Raw genomic sequence first — 16,179 nt, 5'->3', positions numbered from 1 at the left:
GTGCGCCCCCGTGCGCTGACATTGATCTGGATCAACAGCGGTCGTGGTGGCATGCGGCACACTGCCGATCCGCATTTGGTGGCTTGATGAACGCAACGCCCACGACTGTCCCTCCCATTGCGTCGCCCGAGCTGTGCAGCGAGGAGGAAGTGACCCGGCTGGTTCACGATTTCTACGCGCGCGTGCGTGACGAGGAACGTCTGGGACCGGTGTTCGAACGCCATGTGCACGATTGGCCGGAACACCTGGCCCAGCTCGTCGATTTCTGGTCGGCGATGCTGCGCGGTACCCGCCGCTTCAAGGGGTCGCCGATGTCCAAGCACATGGCGATCGACCTGGAAAAGGATCTGTTCGACCGCTGGCTGGTGCTGTTCCACATCACCACGGCCGAATGCAACAACCCGCCGATGCAGGCGCTGGCCGACGATGTGGCCGCCCGCATCGCCGAAACCTTCTGGCGGCGCTACCAGATGCTGCGCTGGCCGCAGGTCATGCTGCCGGTGCTGGGTGTCCGCACCAAGGATTGATCTGGGTCAAGGCGCAGCGCCTGGACTGGCGCGATGCTGGCGCCATGGACACGTTCTCTCCCGCCGCCGGTGGCCTGGCCTGGACCTTCGATCCCGATCTGCTGCGCCGGCATGACCGGCCCGGCCCGCGTTACACCTCCTATCCCACCGCGCCGCACTTCCATGACGGCTTCGATGCACCGGCGCTGCGCCAGGCGATCGCCGACAGCAACCCGCTGGCGCGTGCGTTGTCGCTGTACGTCCATGTGCCGTTCTGCTCCAGCCCCTGCTTCTACTGTGGCTGCAACCGGGTGATCACCCGCGACCGCGGGCGTGGCCACAGCTATGTGTCACGCGTGCTGGCCGAGGCGGATCTGCTGGCGCCGCAGTTCGCCGACGGCCGTGAAGTGATCCAGCTGCATCTTGGCGGTGGTACGCCGAACTTCCTGGATGCCGATGCGATGACCGCGCTGGTCGAGGGGCTGCGCCGCCGCTTCGATTTCAGCGATTCGTCGCAGCGTGATTTTTCCATCGAACTGGACCCGCGTTTCATCGACACCAGCGACGTAGCGATGCTGGCCCGGCTTGGCTTCAACCGCGCCAGCCTGGGCGTGCAGGATTTCGACCCGCAGGTGCAGGAGTCCATCAACCGCGTACAGGGTGTCCGGCAGACGCTGGATATCCTGCGCGCGTGCCGCGACAGCGGCATGCGTTCGGTCAACGTCGACCTGATCTACGGCCTGCCCGGGCAGAGCCTGGAGGGCTTCGGCCGCACCCTGGAACTGGTGCTGGCGCTGCGCCCGGATCGACTGGCGGTGTACGGCTATGCGCACCTGCCACACCTGTTCCGTGCGCAGCGGCAGATCGACGAAAGCCGGATGCCTTCGCCGGAGGACAAGCTGGCGCTGCTGGGCCTGGCGGTGGAGCGCCTGTCCGCAGCCGGCTACCAGTACATCGGCATGGATCACTTCGCATTGCCGGAAGAGGATCTGTCGCGTGCCCAGCGCGCCGGTCAGCTGCATCGCAATTTCATGGGCTATACCACCCATGCCGACACCGATCTGCTTGGTCTCGGCGTCAGTGCGATCAGCCACATCGGTGCCACCTACAGCCAGAACCCGCGTGACCTGCCGTCGTGGGAAAACGCGGTGGACCAGGGACAGCTGCCGGTCTGGCGTGGCGTCGCGCTCAGTGCCGATGACGAGCTGCGCGCCGAGCTGATCCAGCAGTTGATGTGCCAGGGTGAAGTGGATGGAGCGTCACTTGGGCAGCGCCATGGCATCGACTTCGAGGCCTACTTCGCCGAAGACCTGCAGGCCGTGCAGCGCCTGCAGCAGGATGGCCTGGCCGAGTACCGTGATGGGGTGGTGCGCACCAGCGAGCCGGGGCGGCCGTTGCTGCGCCTGCTGGCGATGTGTTTCGATCCCTATCTGCGTACCGCCCAGGAGCAGCCTCGCTACTCGCGGGCGATCTGAGCGCAGGCTTCAGCGCTTGCCGGCGTTGCGACGAGCAGCCATGCCGCCGCTGGTTGTGGTGTGGGTTCGGCCGAGGCCGTCCTTGCGCGAGGTCGAGTAGCTGCCGTCGCTGTAGGTAGTCCGGGTTTCGCCGAGGGCGTCCGTGCGCGAGGTCGAATAGCTGCCGTCGCTGTAGGTAGTACGGTTGCGGCCGAAGGCATTCGTGTGCGAGATGGAGGAGCTGCCGTCGCTGTAGGTGGTCTCGGTTTCCCCGATGGCGTTGGTACGCGAGGTCGAGTACCTGCCATCGCTGTAGGTGGTGCGGGTGCGGCCGAGAGCGTTCGTGTGCGAGGTCGAGGAGCTGCCATCACTGTAGGTGGTGTGGGTCTCACCGATGGCATCAGGGCGGCTACTGCTGCTGGAGGGCCCATTGCGCTTGGAGGACGACTGCGCGAAGGCGGATGCGCAGGCCAGTCCCAGTATTGCGGCCAGAATGGCGCGGTTCAGAACAGTCGACTTCATCCGCAATCTCCTTGTGCATCGTTGTCGGCCGGGGCGAAGTGCCCGCTCTGCTTGGTGCCCGGAGCCGGAATCGAACCGGCATGGGGTTGCCCCCGGCGGATTTTAAGTCCGATGCGTCTACCAGTTTCGCCATCCGGGCCTGCAGCGCGCCGATTGTAACGGAATCGCTGCCGCTGCCGCCGGCTAACGCTGCTTTTACGCAGTCGGGCGCGGGGCTGGGTACAGTCCGCCAACGTTTCCGGAAATGGCGATATGCGTGCACGTGGCAGGCGATGGATCGGATGCAGTGCCGTGCTGGGGCTGATGCTGGCGATCGGCACGGCTACCGCGCAGCAGACACCCGCGGCCACTGGCCCGGTGGTCGACATGGCCACGGTGCAGGTGACCGGGGAACAGCCCGGTCCGGGGCTCTGGAAGGTGACCGCTCCGCAGGGGCATGTGCTGTGGATTCTCGGAACGGTCTCGCCGCTGCCGAGCGGCGTGCAATGGCGCTCCGACGACGTCGAACGGACCATTGCCGGTGTCGACCATGTGCTGGGCGATCCGGGCTTCAGCCTCGATGCCAGGATCGGTGTGTTCAAGGGGCTGACCCTGCTGCCGCTGGCATTGAAGACGGCGCGCGATCCGCAGGGGCGCACGCTGGATCAGATCCTGCCGGCTGCAACATACACGCGTTGGCTGGGGCTGAAGCAGACCTACCTGGGCAATGATCGTGGCGTAGAAAGGGACCGTCCGCTGGTGGCGTCCGGTCGCTTGTACCAGGCGTTCCTCAAGCGCAACGGCCTGCGCGATGGCAAGCAGGTGACGGAAGCGCTCGGGCGCGCCTACAAGGCCCGCGACCTGAAGCCTGAGGATGTGCAGGTGAAGCTGAAGGTCGACGACATCCGTGGCACGTTGAAGGAGCTGCAGGCGACCGAAGTCGATGACCGTGCATGCTTCGAACGCACGCTCGACACCGTGGAATTCCAGGCGCCGGTGTTGCGTGAGCGGGCCAATGCCTGGGCGCTGGGCGACATCGCTGCACTGCGGCGGTTGTCGGGTTCGGCGATGACGCAGACCTGCCGCGAACTGCTGCAGGACTCGGATTTCGTGCGCCGACGTGGCTGGAGCAACATGCCGCAGCAGGTGCGCATGCGTTGGCTGCAGGGCGTCGATGCGGCGTTGGCCCGTCACGCCGGCACCTTTGCGACGGTGCCGGTCAGCCTGCTGCTGGGCGAAGGCTATCTTGATGCGTTGGTGCAGCGCGGCTACCAGGTCGAGGCGCCGCCGGAATAGCCAACGCTTGAAGTCCTCGTGCTTCCTGTCATATTCCTCTGCACTCAGGAGGGGAGTGATGGACATGCCGTTGCATGCGTACGCCTATGTCAGCACGGCCAGGGCGGGACTGGACGTGCCCGAGCTCGATGCATTGCTGGCCGATGCGACCGCGTTCAACCGGATGGCCGGAGTGACCGGGGTGCTGATGTTCGATGGCAGCCGCTTCCTGCAGTACATCGAAGGTCCGCGCGATGGACTGGCCTCGGTGCAGGCACGCATCAGCAACGCGCGGCGCCACGGCAGCGTCACCCAGCTTGCCGCCGGCCCGATACCGGCCCGCTGGTTCCCGCGCTGGACAATGGCCAACCGTCATGTGGATGCGGCGACGCTGGCCAGCATCGTGGCGGCCCCGTGGCACGGTTTCAGCCTGGAGCAGAATCATCTGGACCACGGCTTCTGCCTGTTGCTGCGGGCCTGGACAGGGGGGCACGGCGAGCTCGAGCCCGCCGCCGTCAGCCTGGGATCCTGATCCGGGCGTGGTCTGGCGCCGCCACCGCGGTTAACCTTGTCGGCATGTTTGCCTGCACCCGGACCCTCGCATGACCCAGTGGACACCGTCGCCAGCTGCCGGACGCCGCGCATGAGTGCGCCGATCGGCGCAGCCCGGACGCCGTCTCCGGCCATCATCGGCCTGGGGTACGTCGGGCTGCCGTTGGCGGTGGCCTTCGGCCGGCAGCTGCCCACCCTGGGGTACGACATCGATGCCGCACGCATCGCCGAACTGGCCAGTGGGCAGGACCACACGCTGGAGATGGAACCGGACGAACTGGCCCGCGCTTCGCTGCTGCACTACAGCAGTGACCCTGCGCAGCTCGACGCCTGCAACGTCTACATCGTCACTGTGCCCACGCCGATCGATGCCTACGAGCAACCCGATCTGGAGCCATTGCGCTCGGCGACGCGACTGATCGCCAGCCATCTTCGCGCCGGCGACCTGGTGATCTATGAATCCACCGTCTACCCGGGCACCACCGAAGAAGTCTGCGTGCCGCTGCTGGAGCAGGGCTCGGGGCTGCGCTTCAACGAGGATTTCTACTGCGGCTACAGTCCGGAGCGGGTCAGCCCGGGTGATCGTCAACGGCGCCTGGCCGACATCCGCAAGATCACGTCCGGTTCAACGCCGGAAGTGGCTGTGGTGGTCGATGGCCTGTATCAGCGGATCATCACGGCCGGTACGTTCCCGGTGCCGTCGATGCGGGTCGCCGAAGCGGCCAAGGTGGTGGAGAACATCCAGCGCGACGTCAACATCGCGCTGGTAAACGAGTTGGCCCTGATTTTCGATCGCCTCGGCATCGACACCCAGGATGTGCTCGATGCCGCAGGCAGCAAATGGAATTTCCTGCCGTTCCGGCCGGGGCTGGTGGGTGGCCACTGCATCGGCGTGGATCCCTACTACCTGTTGCACAAGTCCGAAAGCATGGGCTACCACCCCGACCTCATCCATACCGCGCGGCAGGTCAACAACCGGGTCGGCGAACATGTGGCCAAGCGGGTGCTGACGATGCTTGCCGAACGAGGTCGTGCACCGGCGCACTCGCGCATCCTGGTGCTGGGCGTGACCTTCAAGGAGGACTGCCCGGACCTGCGCAACAGCCGCGCGCTGGAACTGGCCCAGCGGTTGGCCGACAGCGGTGCGCAGGTGGACGTCAGCGATCCATGGGTTGGGCCGGCGGCACTGGCGGACGAGGGTGTGAACTGGTTGGCCGAGCCGACGGCAGGCAGCTATGACGCGGTGGTGCTGGCGGTGGCTCATGAGCGCTTCAAGGCGATGGACGATGCCGATATCCGCAGCCTGCTGGCACCCGGTGGACTGGTCTACGACGTGAAGTCCGCCTGGCCGCGCAGCGTGGTCGACGATCGCCTCTAGGTGCTTGCGCGGTAGACTCGGGGGCAGTTGCAACCGAGGAACGCCATGCACCGGTATATCGTCTACCTGCTCGCCATCCTGATGTTACCGACCTGCCTGTGGCTGGCCACCATCTGGCCGGCCTGGTACTGGGGCGTCGGCCTTACCGCCGCGATGGTGGCGCTGGGGACCTGGGACCTGCTGCAGAAGCGCAGTACCCTGCGCCGCAACTATCCGGTGATGGCGCACTTCCGCTACGGCCTGGAATCCATCGGCCCGGAAATCCGCCAGTACTTCGTGCAGAGCGATCTGGAAGATGTGCCGTTCTCGCGGCAGCAGCGCGCGCTGATCTACCAGCGGGCCAAGAACCAGATGGATACGGTGCCCTTCGGCACCCTGCGCAGCACCTACGCGGTGGACTACGAATGGATCAACCATTCGCTGGCGCCGACCACCATCGCCAAGCACGATTTCCGCGTGCTGATCGGTGCGAACTGTGCCAAGCCCTATTCGGCAAGCGTGTTCAACATCTCGGCGATGAGTTTCGGCTCGCTGTCGGCCAACGCGATCCGCGCATTGAACGAAGGCGCGCGCCTGGGGGGTTTCTACCACGACACCGGCGAAGGCTCGATTTCGCCGTATCACCGTGAGATGGGCGGCGACCTGGTCTGGGAAATCGGCTCGGGCTACTTTGGTTGCCGCGACGAGAAGGGCGGCTTCAGCGAGGAGCGTTTCGTCGCGAACGCCAACCACGATCAGGTCAAGATGATCGAGATCAAGCTGTCGCAGGGGGCCAAGCCCGGCCACGGCGGCGTGCTGCCGGCGCCGAAGGTGACGGCCGAGATATCGGTGACACGTGGTGTACCTATGGGCGTGGACTGCGTGTCGCCTTCGCGCCATTCGGCATTCTCCACGCCGGTGGAACTGCTGCAGTTCGTTGCCCGCTTGCGCGAGCTGTCTGGTGGCAAGCCGGTCGGCTTCAAGCTGGCCATTGGTCACCCGTGGGAGTGGTTCGGCATTGCCAAGGCAATGCATGAAACCGGTCTGCTGCCCGACTTCATCGTGGTTGATGGTGCCGAAGGCGGTACCGGTGCAGCACCCGCCGAGTTTGTCGATCACGTGGGCGTGCCGATGCACGAGGCGTTGCTGCTGGTGCACAACACCCTGGTGGGACTGGACCTGCGCGAGCACATCCGTATCGGCGCGGCCGGCAAGATAACCAGCGCGTTCGATATCGCCCGCACCATTGCGATGGGCGCCGACTGGTGCAATGCCGGGCGCGGCTTCATGTTCGCGCTGGGCTGCATCCAGTCGCTCAGCTGCCATACCGACAAATGCCCGACCGGCATCGCCACACAGGATCCGGCGCGCTGGAAGCATCTGGACGCACCGGACAAGGCCACGCGCGTGTACAGCTTCCACGAGCACACGCTGCATGCGCTGAAGGAACTGCTGTGCGCGGCAGGCTTGAACGATCCGGCCGAGCTTGGCCCGGAACACATCCTGCGCCGGGTGTCGCCGGTCGAGATCCGTTCGCTGGCTTCGCTGTACCGTTACCTGGAACCCGGTGAACTGCTGCACAAGGTGCCCGACCACGCGGTGTTCCATTCGTTCTGGGCCGACGCGCGCAGTGATTCGTTCCAGCCGCCGCCGAAGATCCAGGCGCTGCGGGCCAGCAAGTCGCGGTGATCCGCGTTGTTGCGCCGAACCCATGCTCGGCTGCAGCACAATCAGTTGTACACGGAGGATGCATGCAGTTCAGGACCGGCACCATCGATGATGTAAGCACGCTGTGGGCCCTGCGCACGCGTTGCGTACGCGAGCTGTGCAGCAGCCACTATCCGCCGCAGGTGATCGCGCCATGGTCGGCGTCGCCGCCACCGGTGCAGTATTCGCGGCTGCTGGGGCAGGGCGGCTGCGTCGTGGCCGTGGATGATCACGGCCGCGTGCTGGGTTTCGGTGTGCTTGATGCCGAGAGCAACGAGATCGACGCACTGTTCGTCGATCCGGATCAAGGCGGGCAGGGCATCGGCCAGGCGCTGATGCAGCGGTTGCTGGCCCTGGCCGATCCGGCGCGCGAGGTGGTGTTGTCGGCCTCGCTCAATGCCGTGCCGTTCTACCAGCGGCAGGGGTTCGTCGCCGAACGCGAAGAACTGTATCCGCACCCCAGTGGCGTGGCGTTGGCTTCGGTGAAGATGCGCCGGTCTTGGTGAGCGGTCCCGTTATGCCTTCTGTAGAGCCGAGCCCATGCTCGGCTTGAATCAGCAGCGCTCGAGCATGGCACGACGCTACAGAAGCAGCCGAGCATGGGCTCGGCTCTACAGAAGCAGCCGAGCATGGGCTCGGCTCTACTGGACGGGATTCACCGCCCGGCCAACCACCCGATCGCTCCTTCCGCCGCACGCAGCCCACTGGCATAGCACGCCGTCAACAGGTAGCCACCGGTCGGTGCTTCCCAGTCCAGCATTTCTCCGGCGCAGAACACGCCCGGCAATGCCCGCAGCATCAATCCGTCGTCCAGCGCATCCAGGCGCACGCCGCCGGCCGTGCTGATCACCTCGGCCATCGGTCGCGGGCGCAGCAGGCGCAGCGGCAGGCGTTTCAATGTGGCGATCACGGCGGACAGGTCGTTGCCGGCATCCTTGCCCAGCGTTTCGAACACCAGCGCGGTCTTCACGGCGTCCAGTCCCGCGTGGCGACGCAGGTGCTCACCGAAGCTGCGACCCTTGCGTGGCTGCGAGAGATCGGCCTGCAGGCGTGCCTCGTCACGGCCCGGAACCAGGTCCAACCAAAGCGTGGCGTGGCCGTCACGGTTGAGGGTGTCGCGCAGGTCGGCCGACAGGGCGTAGATCAGGCTGCCCTCGATGCCGTACTCGCTGGCCACGCACTCGCCCTGCAGCATGCGGGGCTCGCCGTCGAGGTCATGCCAATGTGCGACGACCGGCTTCAGCGGTGCACCCGCGTGACGCTGTGCGAAGAACGGTGTCCACGCAACGTCGAATCCGCAGTTGGCCGATTGCAGCGGCGCGATATCGATGGCGCGTGCCTGCAACATCGGAACCCATGCGCCGTCGCTGCCGAGCTGCGGCCAGCTTCCGCCGCCCAGCGCCAGCACGGTCGCGTCGGCGCGCACGTCCAGCGCACCATTCTCGGTGGCAAAGCGCAGTGCGCCGTCTTCGCTCCAGCCCAGCCAGCGATGGTTGACGTGCAGGCGCACGCCCTGTTCCTTCAGCCGACGAACCCAGCCGCGCAGCAGCGGTGCGGCCTTGCGGTCGACCGGGAACACGCGGCCGGAACTGCCGACGTAGGTCTCCACACCAAAGCCAGCAGCCCAGTCGCGCAGCGCCTGTGCATCGAAGCCGTCCAGCCAACGGCCTACGGCAGTCGCCTGTTCGCGGTAGCGGCTGTCGAACAGCGGGCGTGGGTCGGAGTGGGTGAGGTTGAGCCCACCTTTGCCGGCAATCAGGAATTTGCGGCCCGGCGAGCCCTTGGCCTCGTACAGATCAACGTCCAGGCCGGCCGCGCGCAGCCGTTCGGCGGCAAACAACCCCGCCGGGCCGCCGCCGATGACGGCAACGCGACGCGGCGGGTGTACGTCACTGTTGGACATTGAGCAGCTCGACATCAAACACCAGCGACGAACCTGCCGGGATCGGCCCGACCTGGCGGTCGCCATAGCCGAATTCCGGCGGAATCATCAGGGTGCGCTTGCCGCCGACCTTCATGCCGGCCACGCCTTCATCCCAACCACGGATGACCTGGCCTGCGCCCAGCGTGAAGGTGAACGGCTCGCCGCGCTCGACTGAACTGTCGAAGGTCTTGCCATGCTTGTTGTCGGCACGCTCGTCGTAGATCCAGCCGGTGTAATGCACACTGACCTTCTGGCCCGGCACGGCCTCGGCGCCGCTGCCCGGCTGGGTGTCGATACGCTCGAACGCGGTGATGGTGCCTCCCGGCGGTGGGCCGGACGGTTCCGGCGAGCAACCAACGGCGGCGAGGGACAGCAGCAGGGGAAGCAGCAGGCGGCGCATCGGCGTCTCCGGAGGTGATGAGTCAGGGGCGGCAAGGTTAGCGCATCGGCGCCGGGTATCATGGGCACATGGCAAAACTCCTGCTCAATCTGCGCAATGTCGGCGACGACGAATATGCCGATGTCTGCACGCTGCTCGACCAGCACGGCATCGCCTGGTATCGCACCGAACCCAGCCCGTGGGGCATTTCCAATGGCGGCCTGTGGCTGCGCGAGGATGCCGACCAGGCGCGCGCCAAGGCGCTGATGGCCGAGTACCAAGCGACCCGCGGAGTGCGGGTCCGCGCCGAGCGCGAGCAGGCCCTTCGCGATGGCACCGCCGAGACCTTTGGCAGCCTGTTCCGGCGCCGCCCTGGGTTCGTGGTGCTGGTGTTGTTGGGCATGGCGGTGGCGGCGGCGCTGGTGCTGCTGCCGTTCATGCTGCTGCGGGGGTAAGGGTGTTCGGCCGGGTTACACCCGGCACCCGCAGAGGCCCTCAAGCAACATCACAAGCGGCTTTCCGTGGGATGGCAGGGCAGTGTGGGTTTGCGGGGCCGCCGTAAACCCATCCTTGGGGGCTTGGTCGCCGCATCCATGCGGCTCACACCCCGCAAACCCACACTGCCCCGCCTTCGACAGTTTCCGGCGTCTGTAGATCCACGCCATGCGTGGATGAACGGTGGAGGCTGATACAGGGGCGGACAGGCGCTAAAATGGCGGGATGATCGCCAATACCGCTGCCTATCATTTCGCCGTCATCGACGCTCCGCAGGCCCTGTGTGACCAGCTGCAGGCCCGTGCCGAGGCGGCTGGCCTGCAGGGCACGATCCTGGTGGCAGGCGAGGGGTTGAACCTGTTCCTGGCGGGCGCGCCGTCCGATATCGATGGCTTCTACGCGGAACTGCATGCTGATGCGCGCTTCGCTGATATGCGGGTCAAGACCAGCTTCAGCGAGCACCAGCCGTTCGCGCGGCTGAAGGCCAAGGTCAAGGACGAGATCATCAGCTTCCGCCGCGACGATGGCCAGCCGCTGGACTACCCGCGCGCGCCGGCGATCGATCCCGCCACTGTGCAGCGCTGGCTGCGGCAGGGGCACGATGATGCTGGCAAGCCGGTGGTGATGCTCGATACGCGCAATCTGCAGGAGATCGAGTACGGCACCTTCAAGGATGCGCTGGTACTGCCCATCCACAAGTTCACCGATCTGCCAGAAGCACTCGCCCCCCATCGCGAGGCGCTGAAGGACAGCACCGTGGTCAGCTTCTGCACCGGTGGCATCCGCTGCGAGAAAGCGGCGCTGTGGATGGTCAACGACGGCATGGACAACGTGCTGCAGCTCGATGGCGGCATCCTCGGTTACTTCGAGGAAGTGGGCGGTGAGGGCTACGAAGGCCGCTGCTTCGTGTTCGACGAACGCGTGGCGCTGGATGCCGAGTTGAAGCCGCTGGTGGACGAGCCGTTGCCGGAACCGCGCCCCAGCGCGTTTTGACTCGCCTTGTGTAGAGCCGAGCCCACGCTCGGCTGCTGTGCACCAGTGAAATGCAGCCGAGCGTGGGCTCGGCTCTATACAGGCCGGTGGTGCTGGATCCTTCCCGCAGGAATCAGCATCCCGCTGCCGGCACTGGCCGCCGGGGCAGGGCGACCCCATCAACAGGGGATCCTGTGACGGAAAACCGCCTGATGATCCCGTTGTCGATCCTCGACCTGGCCCCGGTCTGCGAGGGCAGCGATACCACTGCCGCCTTCGCCAACATGCTTGAACTGGCGCAGCATGCCGATGCGCTGGGCTACCGCCGCTACTGGCTGGCCGAACACCACAACATGCCTGGCATCGCCAGTGCCGCCACTGCGGTGCTGATCGGCCATGTGGCCGGCGGCACGAAACGCATCCGTGTCGGCGCCGGCGGCATCATGTTGCCCAACCACGCACCGCTGCAGGTGGCCGAACAGTTCGGCACCCTGGCCTCGCTATACCCGGATCGCATCGACCTGGGCCTGGGCCGCGCCCCGGGTACCGACCAGCCGACCGCCCGCGCCCTGCGCCGCTACTTCGACAGCGCCGACCAGTTCCCGCAGGACGTACGCGAGCTGCTGCACTACTTCGAACCGGTGCAACCCGGCCAAGCGGTGCAGGCCGTACCGGGTGGCGGCCTGAGGGTGCCGACGTGGATCCTCGGTTCAAGCCTGTTCGGCGCGCGCATGGCCGCCTCGATGGGCCTGCCGTACGCCTTCGCCTCGCACTTCGCCCCCGATTCCATGGATGAAGCGCTGGCAGTGTACCGCCGCGAATTTCGTCCTTCGGCCACGCTCAAGCAGCCGCATGCGATGCTGGCCTTGAACGTGGTGGCCAGTGACAGCGAGGCCGAATCGCGCCGGCTGTTCACCAGCCAGCAGCAGAGCTTCGTCAACCTGCGTCGCGGCCGTCCGGGCAAGATCCCGGCGCCGATCGATGACATCGAATCGTTCTGGGAGCCCCACGAGAAGCTGGGCGTGGAGAGGGCACTGGCATGCACGGTGCTGGGTGATCCTCAGCAGGTGGCCGATGGCATTGCAGCGTTCGTCGAGCGCCACCAGCCCGACGAACTGATGCTTACCGCCAACCTGTACGACCACCGTGCGCGCCTGCGTTCGTTCGAACTGGCGATGCATGCCTGGCATGCCCGCCACGCGGGCTGAACAATTGCGTCACGGTGCGTTGCGGCGCAGCCGCGTCTGATGGGGACTCATGCCTCCGGAGTCCCCCATGGACGAATCCCGTACCAAACACATTGCCCAGCTGGCCGAACTGATCAAGGACGTGGAGGTGGCGATGTTCACCTCCCGGGGTGTCGATGGGCGCCTCTACAGCCGCCCTCTCGGCACCCAGCAGGTCGCCTTCGATGGTGACCTGTGGTTCGCCACCGCTGCCGACAGCCCGAAGGTCGCCGAGATCGCGTTCGACCCACGGGTCAACGTGGCCTATGCCTCGCCGTCGAAGAACACGTATGTGTCGGTAGCGGGTGTGGCGCGCATCGTCGATGACCGCGCCAAGGTCGAGGAGCTGTGGTCGCCGGCGATGAAACTGTTCTTCCCTGGTGGCCCGGATGATCCGAACCTGCGGCTGATACACGTACGTGCAGAGACCGCCGAGTACTGGGATGGGCCGGGCACGCTGCTGGGTTCGGCCCTCAGTTTCGTGTTGTCGGCCGTGCAGGACGAGCCGGCACAGTTGGGCGACAACGGTTTCATCGACCTGCGTTGAGGCACCCCATCCACGCATGGCGTGGATCTACTGGGTTCAAGGTAGATCCGCGCCGCGCATCGATGCACGCGATCCGAAGTAGATCCACGCCATGCGTGGATGCGGTTGATCGCAGGTAGATCCACGCCATGCATGGATGCACGCGATCCGAAGTAGATCCACGCCATGCGTGGATGCAGTTGATCGCAGGTAGATCCACGCCATGCGTGGATGCACGCGATCCGAAGTAGATCCACGCCATGCGTGGATGCAGTTGATCGCAGGTAGATCCACGCCATGCGTGGATGCAGTTGATCGCAGGTAGATCCACGCCATGCGTGGATGCAGTTGATCGCAGGTAGATCCACGCCATGCGTGGATGCGAAGCGCCCGATAACTACCTGCGCTCAGAACCAGCGCTGGAACAGTTCGACGGTGTAACCCACCAGTTGCCCGGAACTGAAACCGAAAAACGCAATCGCCACCACCGCAGCCACCCAGTTGAACAACATCAGCGCACCGTCACGCTCGAGCAGGGCCAGCGCGAACAACAGCAGCTGGAAGCCGAACAGATAGTTGGTGAACGGAATGGGCAGCGACAGCAGCAGGCCCAGCAGCACCAGCAGCAGGCCGCTGAAGGCGTGAGCGGGCGCAGGCGTCAGCAACTGTGGCATGCGCGGCTTGAGCATGCGGTCGAGGCGGCGCAGGGCACCGTCGATGCGGTCAAGAAACCGGTGCATGGTGCCGCGTTTGGGCCCGCGACGGGCGATGAACCCCGGCAACCAGGGCCGGCGCAGGCAGAACAGCATCTGCAGGCCGATCAGGATCACCAGCGGCCCGCTGACCGCGCCGCCCAGCCCCGGGATGGGGATGAAGGCCGGCAGGATGGCGACGAACAGGAACACACCAAAGGCACTCTGCTGCAGATCCTGCAGGATCTGCCCCAGCTTCATGTGCTGGGCCGGGTCACCGAAGGCGAACATCGCCAGCAGGGTGCGGATGCCCTCGTTGCGGTACTCCGGCGGCGCAGCGCCGGGGCCGGACTCAGGCGGTGAGCTCATCGGCCTGCTCGTCGGAGAGGGTGCGCAGCAGCAGCTTGTCTACGCGCGCGCCGTCCAGATCGACCACCTCGAAGCGCCAGCCGGCCCAGTCGAAGTATTCGCCCGCATGCGGGATGCGGCCGAAGAAGTGGATGCACATGCCGGCCAGGGTGTAGTAGTCGCCATCCTCGGCATCGGGCAGGTCGTTGCTGCCGATCAGCTCGCGCAGGTCCTCGATCGGCAGTGAGCCGTCCACCAGCAGTGAGCCGTCTTCACGGGTCACCACCAGGGCGTCCTCGTCGGCGTTCTCCGTTGCCTGCAGGCGACCCACCACCGCGCCCATCAGGTCGCTGATGGTCACCAGCCCCTGGATCTCGCCGTACTCGTCCACCACCAGCGCCATCGACTGTTGTTCCTCGCGGAAGATCTCCAGCAGCTTCATCGCATGGGTGGATTCGGAGACGTAGAGCGGCTCGCGCAGCGTCTGGAACAGCGCGTTGTCGCCGCGCGCCATGCGCGTGGCCAGCGATTTCAGCTCAAGCACGCCAACCACGTCCATGTCGTTGTCGCGGTATACCGGATACCGCGAGAACTCATGCTCGGCCATGATTTCCAGGTTCTTGTCCAAGCCACCCAGCGTGTCCAGCCACGCGATCCGGTTGCGCGGGGTCATCAGGCTGTCGGCAGTGCGGTCGCCCAGGCGCATCACGCGGTTCATCATGTCGCGTTCGTGGCTGTCGATCACACCGGCCTCGTGGCTCTCGGCCACCAGCATGCGGATCTCTTCTTCCGTCACCTGGGCGGCCTCGTCCTTGCCCAGGCCCATCAGGCGCAGGACCAGGCGGGTCGAATGGGACAGCAGCCAGACCGCCGGGAACGCGATCCGTGCCAGCCAGCCCATCGGCACCGCAACCATGCCGGCGATGTCCTCGGAGCGGGTGATGGCCAGACGCTTGGGCACCAGCTCACCGAAGATCAGCGTCAGGAACGTGATCAGCGCCACGGCCAGCGTCTTGCCGATCAGGTTCGCCAGCGACTGCGGCTCGCCGAACAGGGTGATGGTGTCGGCCAGGGTGGGGAACATCGCCTGCAGGTGATGGGCGATGCTGTTGCCGATGGCTTCGCCGCCGTAGACACCGGTCAGGATGCCGCCCAGAGTGATGCCGATCTGGACGGTGGACAGGAAGTTCTCGGGCTTCTCGGACAGCTCAAGCGCCTTGGCCGCGCGCTTGGAGGTACTGGCCATCTGTTTCAGCCGGCTCTTGCGCGAGGTCATGACCGACATCTCGGACATGGCGAAGAAGCCGTTGAACACGATCAAGGCCAGGACAATCAGGATCTCAAACACGGGCGTCATCCCCGGTTGGTGACAGGGAGGGCGGAGGCTTGCGATGGCGGCAGGCGCTCAGGAGCAGGCTCCGGCGCGGCGCAGGGGGATAAGGGTCGTCGTCCATAAGGTGCGCCCGAAGGCGCGCTGGCATCTTAGCAAAGGGCCGTGGTCGGGTGGCAAATGCCTGTTCAGTTTTGGGTCTCCTGGCCCCAAAATGGGGGCAGGGATACCCGTGATGGTCATCTAGCCGTCATAATTCGCCCTGGTGCCGTCCTTCCCGCGACGGCTGACAGGTTTCTCAATGTTCTCTCTGCAGACCATTTTCGGTTCCGGCAAACAGTTCTACACCCTGCTTGATGAGGCTGCCGTCGCGGCTTCCGATGCCGCCAAGGCACTGCATTCGATGCTGCGCGAGGCCGATCGCCAGCCCGCCCTGGATGCCTTCAAGCTGGCCCGACTGCGCGAACGCGCGGCCTCGGACAAGATCAGCCAGGCGCTTGTGGACAGCTTCATGACCCCCATCGAGCGCGAAGACATCGAAGCGCTGGGCTCGGCCCTGTACAAGATTCCCAAGCAGATCGAGAAGTTCGCCGATCGCTATTCGCTGGCCACGACCCACCTGGAGCACATCGACTTCGCGCCGCGCGCGGCGATGCTGGAGCAGGCCGCCGGCGTGGTGGTGGAGATGGTCGCCGACCTGCGCCACATGAACCTGGACCGGATGACCGCGCTCAACGAGCGCCTGCGTTCGCTGGAAAACGAAGCCGATCGCCTGATGCTCGAGCTGTACCGCGACATCTACTCCGGTCGCCTGGACAACCTGCAGATGTTCCTGCTGAAGGAATTCTTCGAGATCCTGGAAAAGGCCATCGACCGCTGCCGCGAAGCCGGCGTGGTGGCGTACCAGATCGTGTTGAAGAACAGCTGACGGACGC

The 16,179-nt window shown here is 65.6% G+C and carries 17 protein-coding genes and 1 tRNA gene; 12 read left to right on the top strand and 6 right to left on the bottom strand.

From position 1 onward, the window contains the following. Positions 1-86: 86 nt before the first annotated feature. Positions 87-527: a group III truncated hemoglobin gene (locus HUT07_RS11980; protein ID WP_176021121.1), complete on the top strand. Its 441-nt coding sequence runs from the start codon at positions 87-89 to the stop codon at positions 525-527. Positions 528-571: 44 nt separating this feature from the next. Beyond that, positions 572-1,981, top strand: coding sequence for an oxygen-independent coproporphyrinogen III oxidase (hemN, locus tag HUT07_RS11975; RefSeq protein WP_176022541.1), 1,410 nt, complete (start codon positions 572-574; stop codon positions 1,979-1,981). A 9-nt stretch (positions 1,982-1,990) separates the two neighbouring features. Here hemN and HUT07_RS11970 read toward each other — a convergent pair whose 3' ends face one another. Then, positions 1,991-2,482, bottom strand: coding sequence for a hypothetical protein (locus HUT07_RS11970; protein WP_176021120.1), 492 nt, complete (start codon positions 2,480-2,482; stop codon positions 1,991-1,993). A 52-nt stretch (positions 2,483-2,534) separates the two neighbouring features. Beyond that, positions 2,535-2,621, bottom strand: a tRNA-Leu gene (locus HUT07_RS11965). A 152-nt stretch (positions 2,622-2,773) separates the two neighbouring features. On the opposite strand from HUT07_RS11965, the gene HUT07_RS11960 reads away from it, so the two are divergent. From HUT07_RS11960 to HUT07_RS11940, 5 genes are all read left to right on the top strand, one after another. Continuing rightward, complete coding sequence (locus HUT07_RS11960; protein WP_176021119.1) at positions 2,774-3,757, top strand: TraB/GumN family protein; 984 nt, start codon at positions 2,774-2,776, stop codon at positions 3,755-3,757. 58 nt (positions 3,758-3,815) lie between these two features. After that, a complete protein-coding gene (locus tag HUT07_RS11955) occupies positions 3,816-4,268 on the top strand; it encodes a BLUF domain-containing protein (protein ID WP_254898851.1) in 453 nt (150 codons plus the stop codon). A gap of 111 nt (positions 4,269-4,379) precedes the next feature. Next, positions 4,380-5,666, top strand: coding sequence for a nucleotide sugar dehydrogenase (locus tag HUT07_RS11950; RefSeq protein ID WP_176021118.1), 1,287 nt, complete (start codon positions 4,380-4,382; stop codon positions 5,664-5,666). Positions 5,667-5,711: 45 nt separating this feature from the next. Further along, positions 5,712-7,334: an FMN-binding glutamate synthase family protein gene (locus HUT07_RS11945; RefSeq protein ID WP_176021117.1), complete on the top strand. Its 1,623-nt coding sequence runs from the start codon at positions 5,712-5,714 to the stop codon at positions 7,332-7,334. Between the two features lie 62 nt (positions 7,335-7,396). Continuing rightward, on the top strand, positions 7,397-7,858 hold the full coding sequence (locus HUT07_RS11940) for a GNAT family N-acetyltransferase (protein ID WP_176021116.1): 462 nt from the start codon (positions 7,397-7,399) through the stop codon (positions 7,856-7,858). A gap of 149 nt (positions 7,859-8,007) precedes the next feature. Here HUT07_RS11940 and HUT07_RS11935 read toward each other — a convergent pair whose 3' ends face one another. Together HUT07_RS11935 and HUT07_RS11930 are read right to left on the bottom strand one after the other, a co-directional pair. Next, on the bottom strand, positions 8,008-9,255 hold the full coding sequence (locus HUT07_RS11935; RefSeq protein WP_176021115.1) for a TIGR03862 family flavoprotein: 1,248 nt from the start codon (positions 9,253-9,255) through the stop codon (positions 8,008-8,010). Next, positions 9,242-9,676, bottom strand: coding sequence for an FKBP-type peptidyl-prolyl cis-trans isomerase (locus tag HUT07_RS11930; RefSeq protein WP_176021114.1), 435 nt, complete (start codon positions 9,674-9,676; stop codon positions 9,242-9,244). The genes HUT07_RS11935 and HUT07_RS11930 overlap by 14 nt, the downstream gene beginning before the upstream one ends. A gap of 68 nt (positions 9,677-9,744) precedes the next feature. Here HUT07_RS11930 and HUT07_RS11925 point away from each other — a divergent pair, with 68 nt between their 5' ends. The 4 genes from HUT07_RS11925 to HUT07_RS11910 all read left to right on the top strand — a co-directional run bounded on the left by HUT07_RS11925 (position 9,745) and on the right by HUT07_RS11910 (position 12,895). Continuing rightward, positions 9,745-10,110 carry a DUF6164 family protein gene (locus HUT07_RS11925; RefSeq protein WP_176021113.1) on the top strand — a complete coding sequence of 122 codons (366 nt, stop codon included), beginning with the start codon at positions 9,745-9,747 and terminating at the stop codon, positions 10,108-10,110. Between the two features lie 265 nt (positions 10,111-10,375). Further along, positions 10,376-11,143 (top strand): sulfurtransferase, encoded by a 768-nt coding sequence (locus HUT07_RS11920; protein ID WP_176021112.1) that lies wholly within the window; start codon positions 10,376-10,378, stop codon positions 11,141-11,143. A gap of 191 nt (positions 11,144-11,334) precedes the next feature. After that, the gene (locus HUT07_RS11915; RefSeq protein WP_100552129.1) at positions 11,335-12,330 is read left to right on the top strand and encodes an LLM class flavin-dependent oxidoreductase; all 996 of its coding nucleotides are present in this window, start codon (positions 11,335-11,337) and stop codon (positions 12,328-12,330) included. A 67-nt stretch (positions 12,331-12,397) separates the two neighbouring features. Continuing rightward, positions 12,398-12,895: a pyridoxamine 5'-phosphate oxidase family protein gene (locus HUT07_RS11910; RefSeq protein ID WP_176021111.1), complete on the top strand. Its 498-nt coding sequence runs from the start codon at positions 12,398-12,400 to the stop codon at positions 12,893-12,895. 386 nt (positions 12,896-13,281) lie between these two features. On the opposite strand, the gene HUT07_RS11905 is transcribed toward HUT07_RS11910, so the two are convergent. Both HUT07_RS11905 and HUT07_RS11900 read right to left on the bottom strand, forming a co-directional pair. Next, positions 13,282-13,935, bottom strand: a complete 654-nt coding sequence (locus HUT07_RS11905; RefSeq protein WP_176021110.1) for an exopolysaccharide biosynthesis protein — start codon at positions 13,933-13,935, stop codon at positions 13,282-13,284. Then, entirely contained in the window at positions 13,919-15,262 is a 1,344-nt protein-coding gene (locus HUT07_RS11900) for a hemolysin family protein (RefSeq protein ID WP_176021109.1), read from the bottom strand. The genes HUT07_RS11905 and HUT07_RS11900 overlap by 17 nt, the downstream gene beginning before the upstream one ends. Positions 15,263-15,545: 283 nt before the next feature. Between HUT07_RS11900 and HUT07_RS11895 the strand changes: the two genes are divergently transcribed. After that, on the top strand, positions 15,546-16,172 hold the full coding sequence (locus tag HUT07_RS11895) for a DUF47 family protein (RefSeq protein WP_176021108.1): 627 nt from the start codon (positions 15,546-15,548) through the stop codon (positions 16,170-16,172). Positions 16,173-16,179 lie beyond the last annotated feature (7 nt).

Source organism: Stenotrophomonas sp. NA06056, from assembly GCF_013364355.1.
GTDB lineage: Bacteria > Pseudomonadota > Gammaproteobacteria > Xanthomonadales > Xanthomonadaceae > Stenotrophomonas.
Note: the sequence above shows the minus strand (reverse complement) of the source record. Positions and strands in the feature narration are given on the sequence as shown.

Excerpts from the sequence above, each read along its gene's own strand:
- HUT07_RS11980 (WP_176021121.1), top strand. The coding sequence starts at position 87 with ATGAACGCAACGCCCACGACTGTCCCTCCCATTGCGTCGCCCGAGCTG.
- hemN (WP_176022541.1), top strand. The coding sequence starts at position 572 with ATGGACACGTTCTCTCCCGCCGCCGGTGGCCTGGCCTGGACCTTCGAT.
- HUT07_RS11970 (WP_176021120.1), bottom strand. The coding sequence starts at position 2,482 with ATGAAGTCGACTGTTCTGAACCGCGCCATTCTGGCCGCAATACTGGGA.
- HUT07_RS11955 (WP_254898851.1), top strand. The coding sequence starts at position 3,816 with ATGGACATGCCGTTGCATGCGTACGCCTATGTCAGCACGGCCAGGGCG.
- HUT07_RS11950 (WP_176021118.1), top strand. The coding sequence starts at position 4,380 with ATGAGTGCGCCGATCGGCGCAGCCCGGACGCCGTCTCCGGCCATCATC.
- HUT07_RS11945 (WP_176021117.1), top strand. The coding sequence starts at position 5,712 with ATGCACCGGTATATCGTCTACCTGCTCGCCATCCTGATGTTACCGACC.
- HUT07_RS11940 (WP_176021116.1), top strand. The coding sequence starts at position 7,397 with ATGCAGTTCAGGACCGGCACCATCGATGATGTAAGCACGCTGTGGGCC.
- HUT07_RS11935 (WP_176021115.1), bottom strand. The coding sequence starts at position 9,255 with ATGTCCAACAGTGACGTACACCCGCCGCGTCGCGTTGCCGTCATCGGC.
- HUT07_RS11930 (WP_176021114.1), bottom strand. The coding sequence starts at position 9,676 with ATGCGCCGCCTGCTGCTTCCCCTGCTGCTGTCCCTCGCCGCCGTTGGT.
- HUT07_RS11925 (WP_176021113.1), top strand. The coding sequence starts at position 9,745 with ATGGCAAAACTCCTGCTCAATCTGCGCAATGTCGGCGACGACGAATAT.
- HUT07_RS11920 (WP_176021112.1), top strand. The coding sequence starts at position 10,376 with ATGATCGCCAATACCGCTGCCTATCATTTCGCCGTCATCGACGCTCCG.
- HUT07_RS11915 (WP_100552129.1), top strand. The coding sequence starts at position 11,335 with ATGATCCCGTTGTCGATCCTCGACCTGGCCCCGGTCTGCGAGGGCAGC.
- HUT07_RS11910 (WP_176021111.1), top strand. The coding sequence starts at position 12,398 with ATGGACGAATCCCGTACCAAACACATTGCCCAGCTGGCCGAACTGATC.
- HUT07_RS11905 (WP_176021110.1), bottom strand. The coding sequence starts at position 13,935 with ATGAGCTCACCGCCTGAGTCCGGCCCCGGCGCTGCGCCGCCGGAGTAC.
- HUT07_RS11895 (WP_176021108.1), top strand. The coding sequence starts at position 15,546 with ATGTTCTCTCTGCAGACCATTTTCGGTTCCGGCAAACAGTTCTACACC.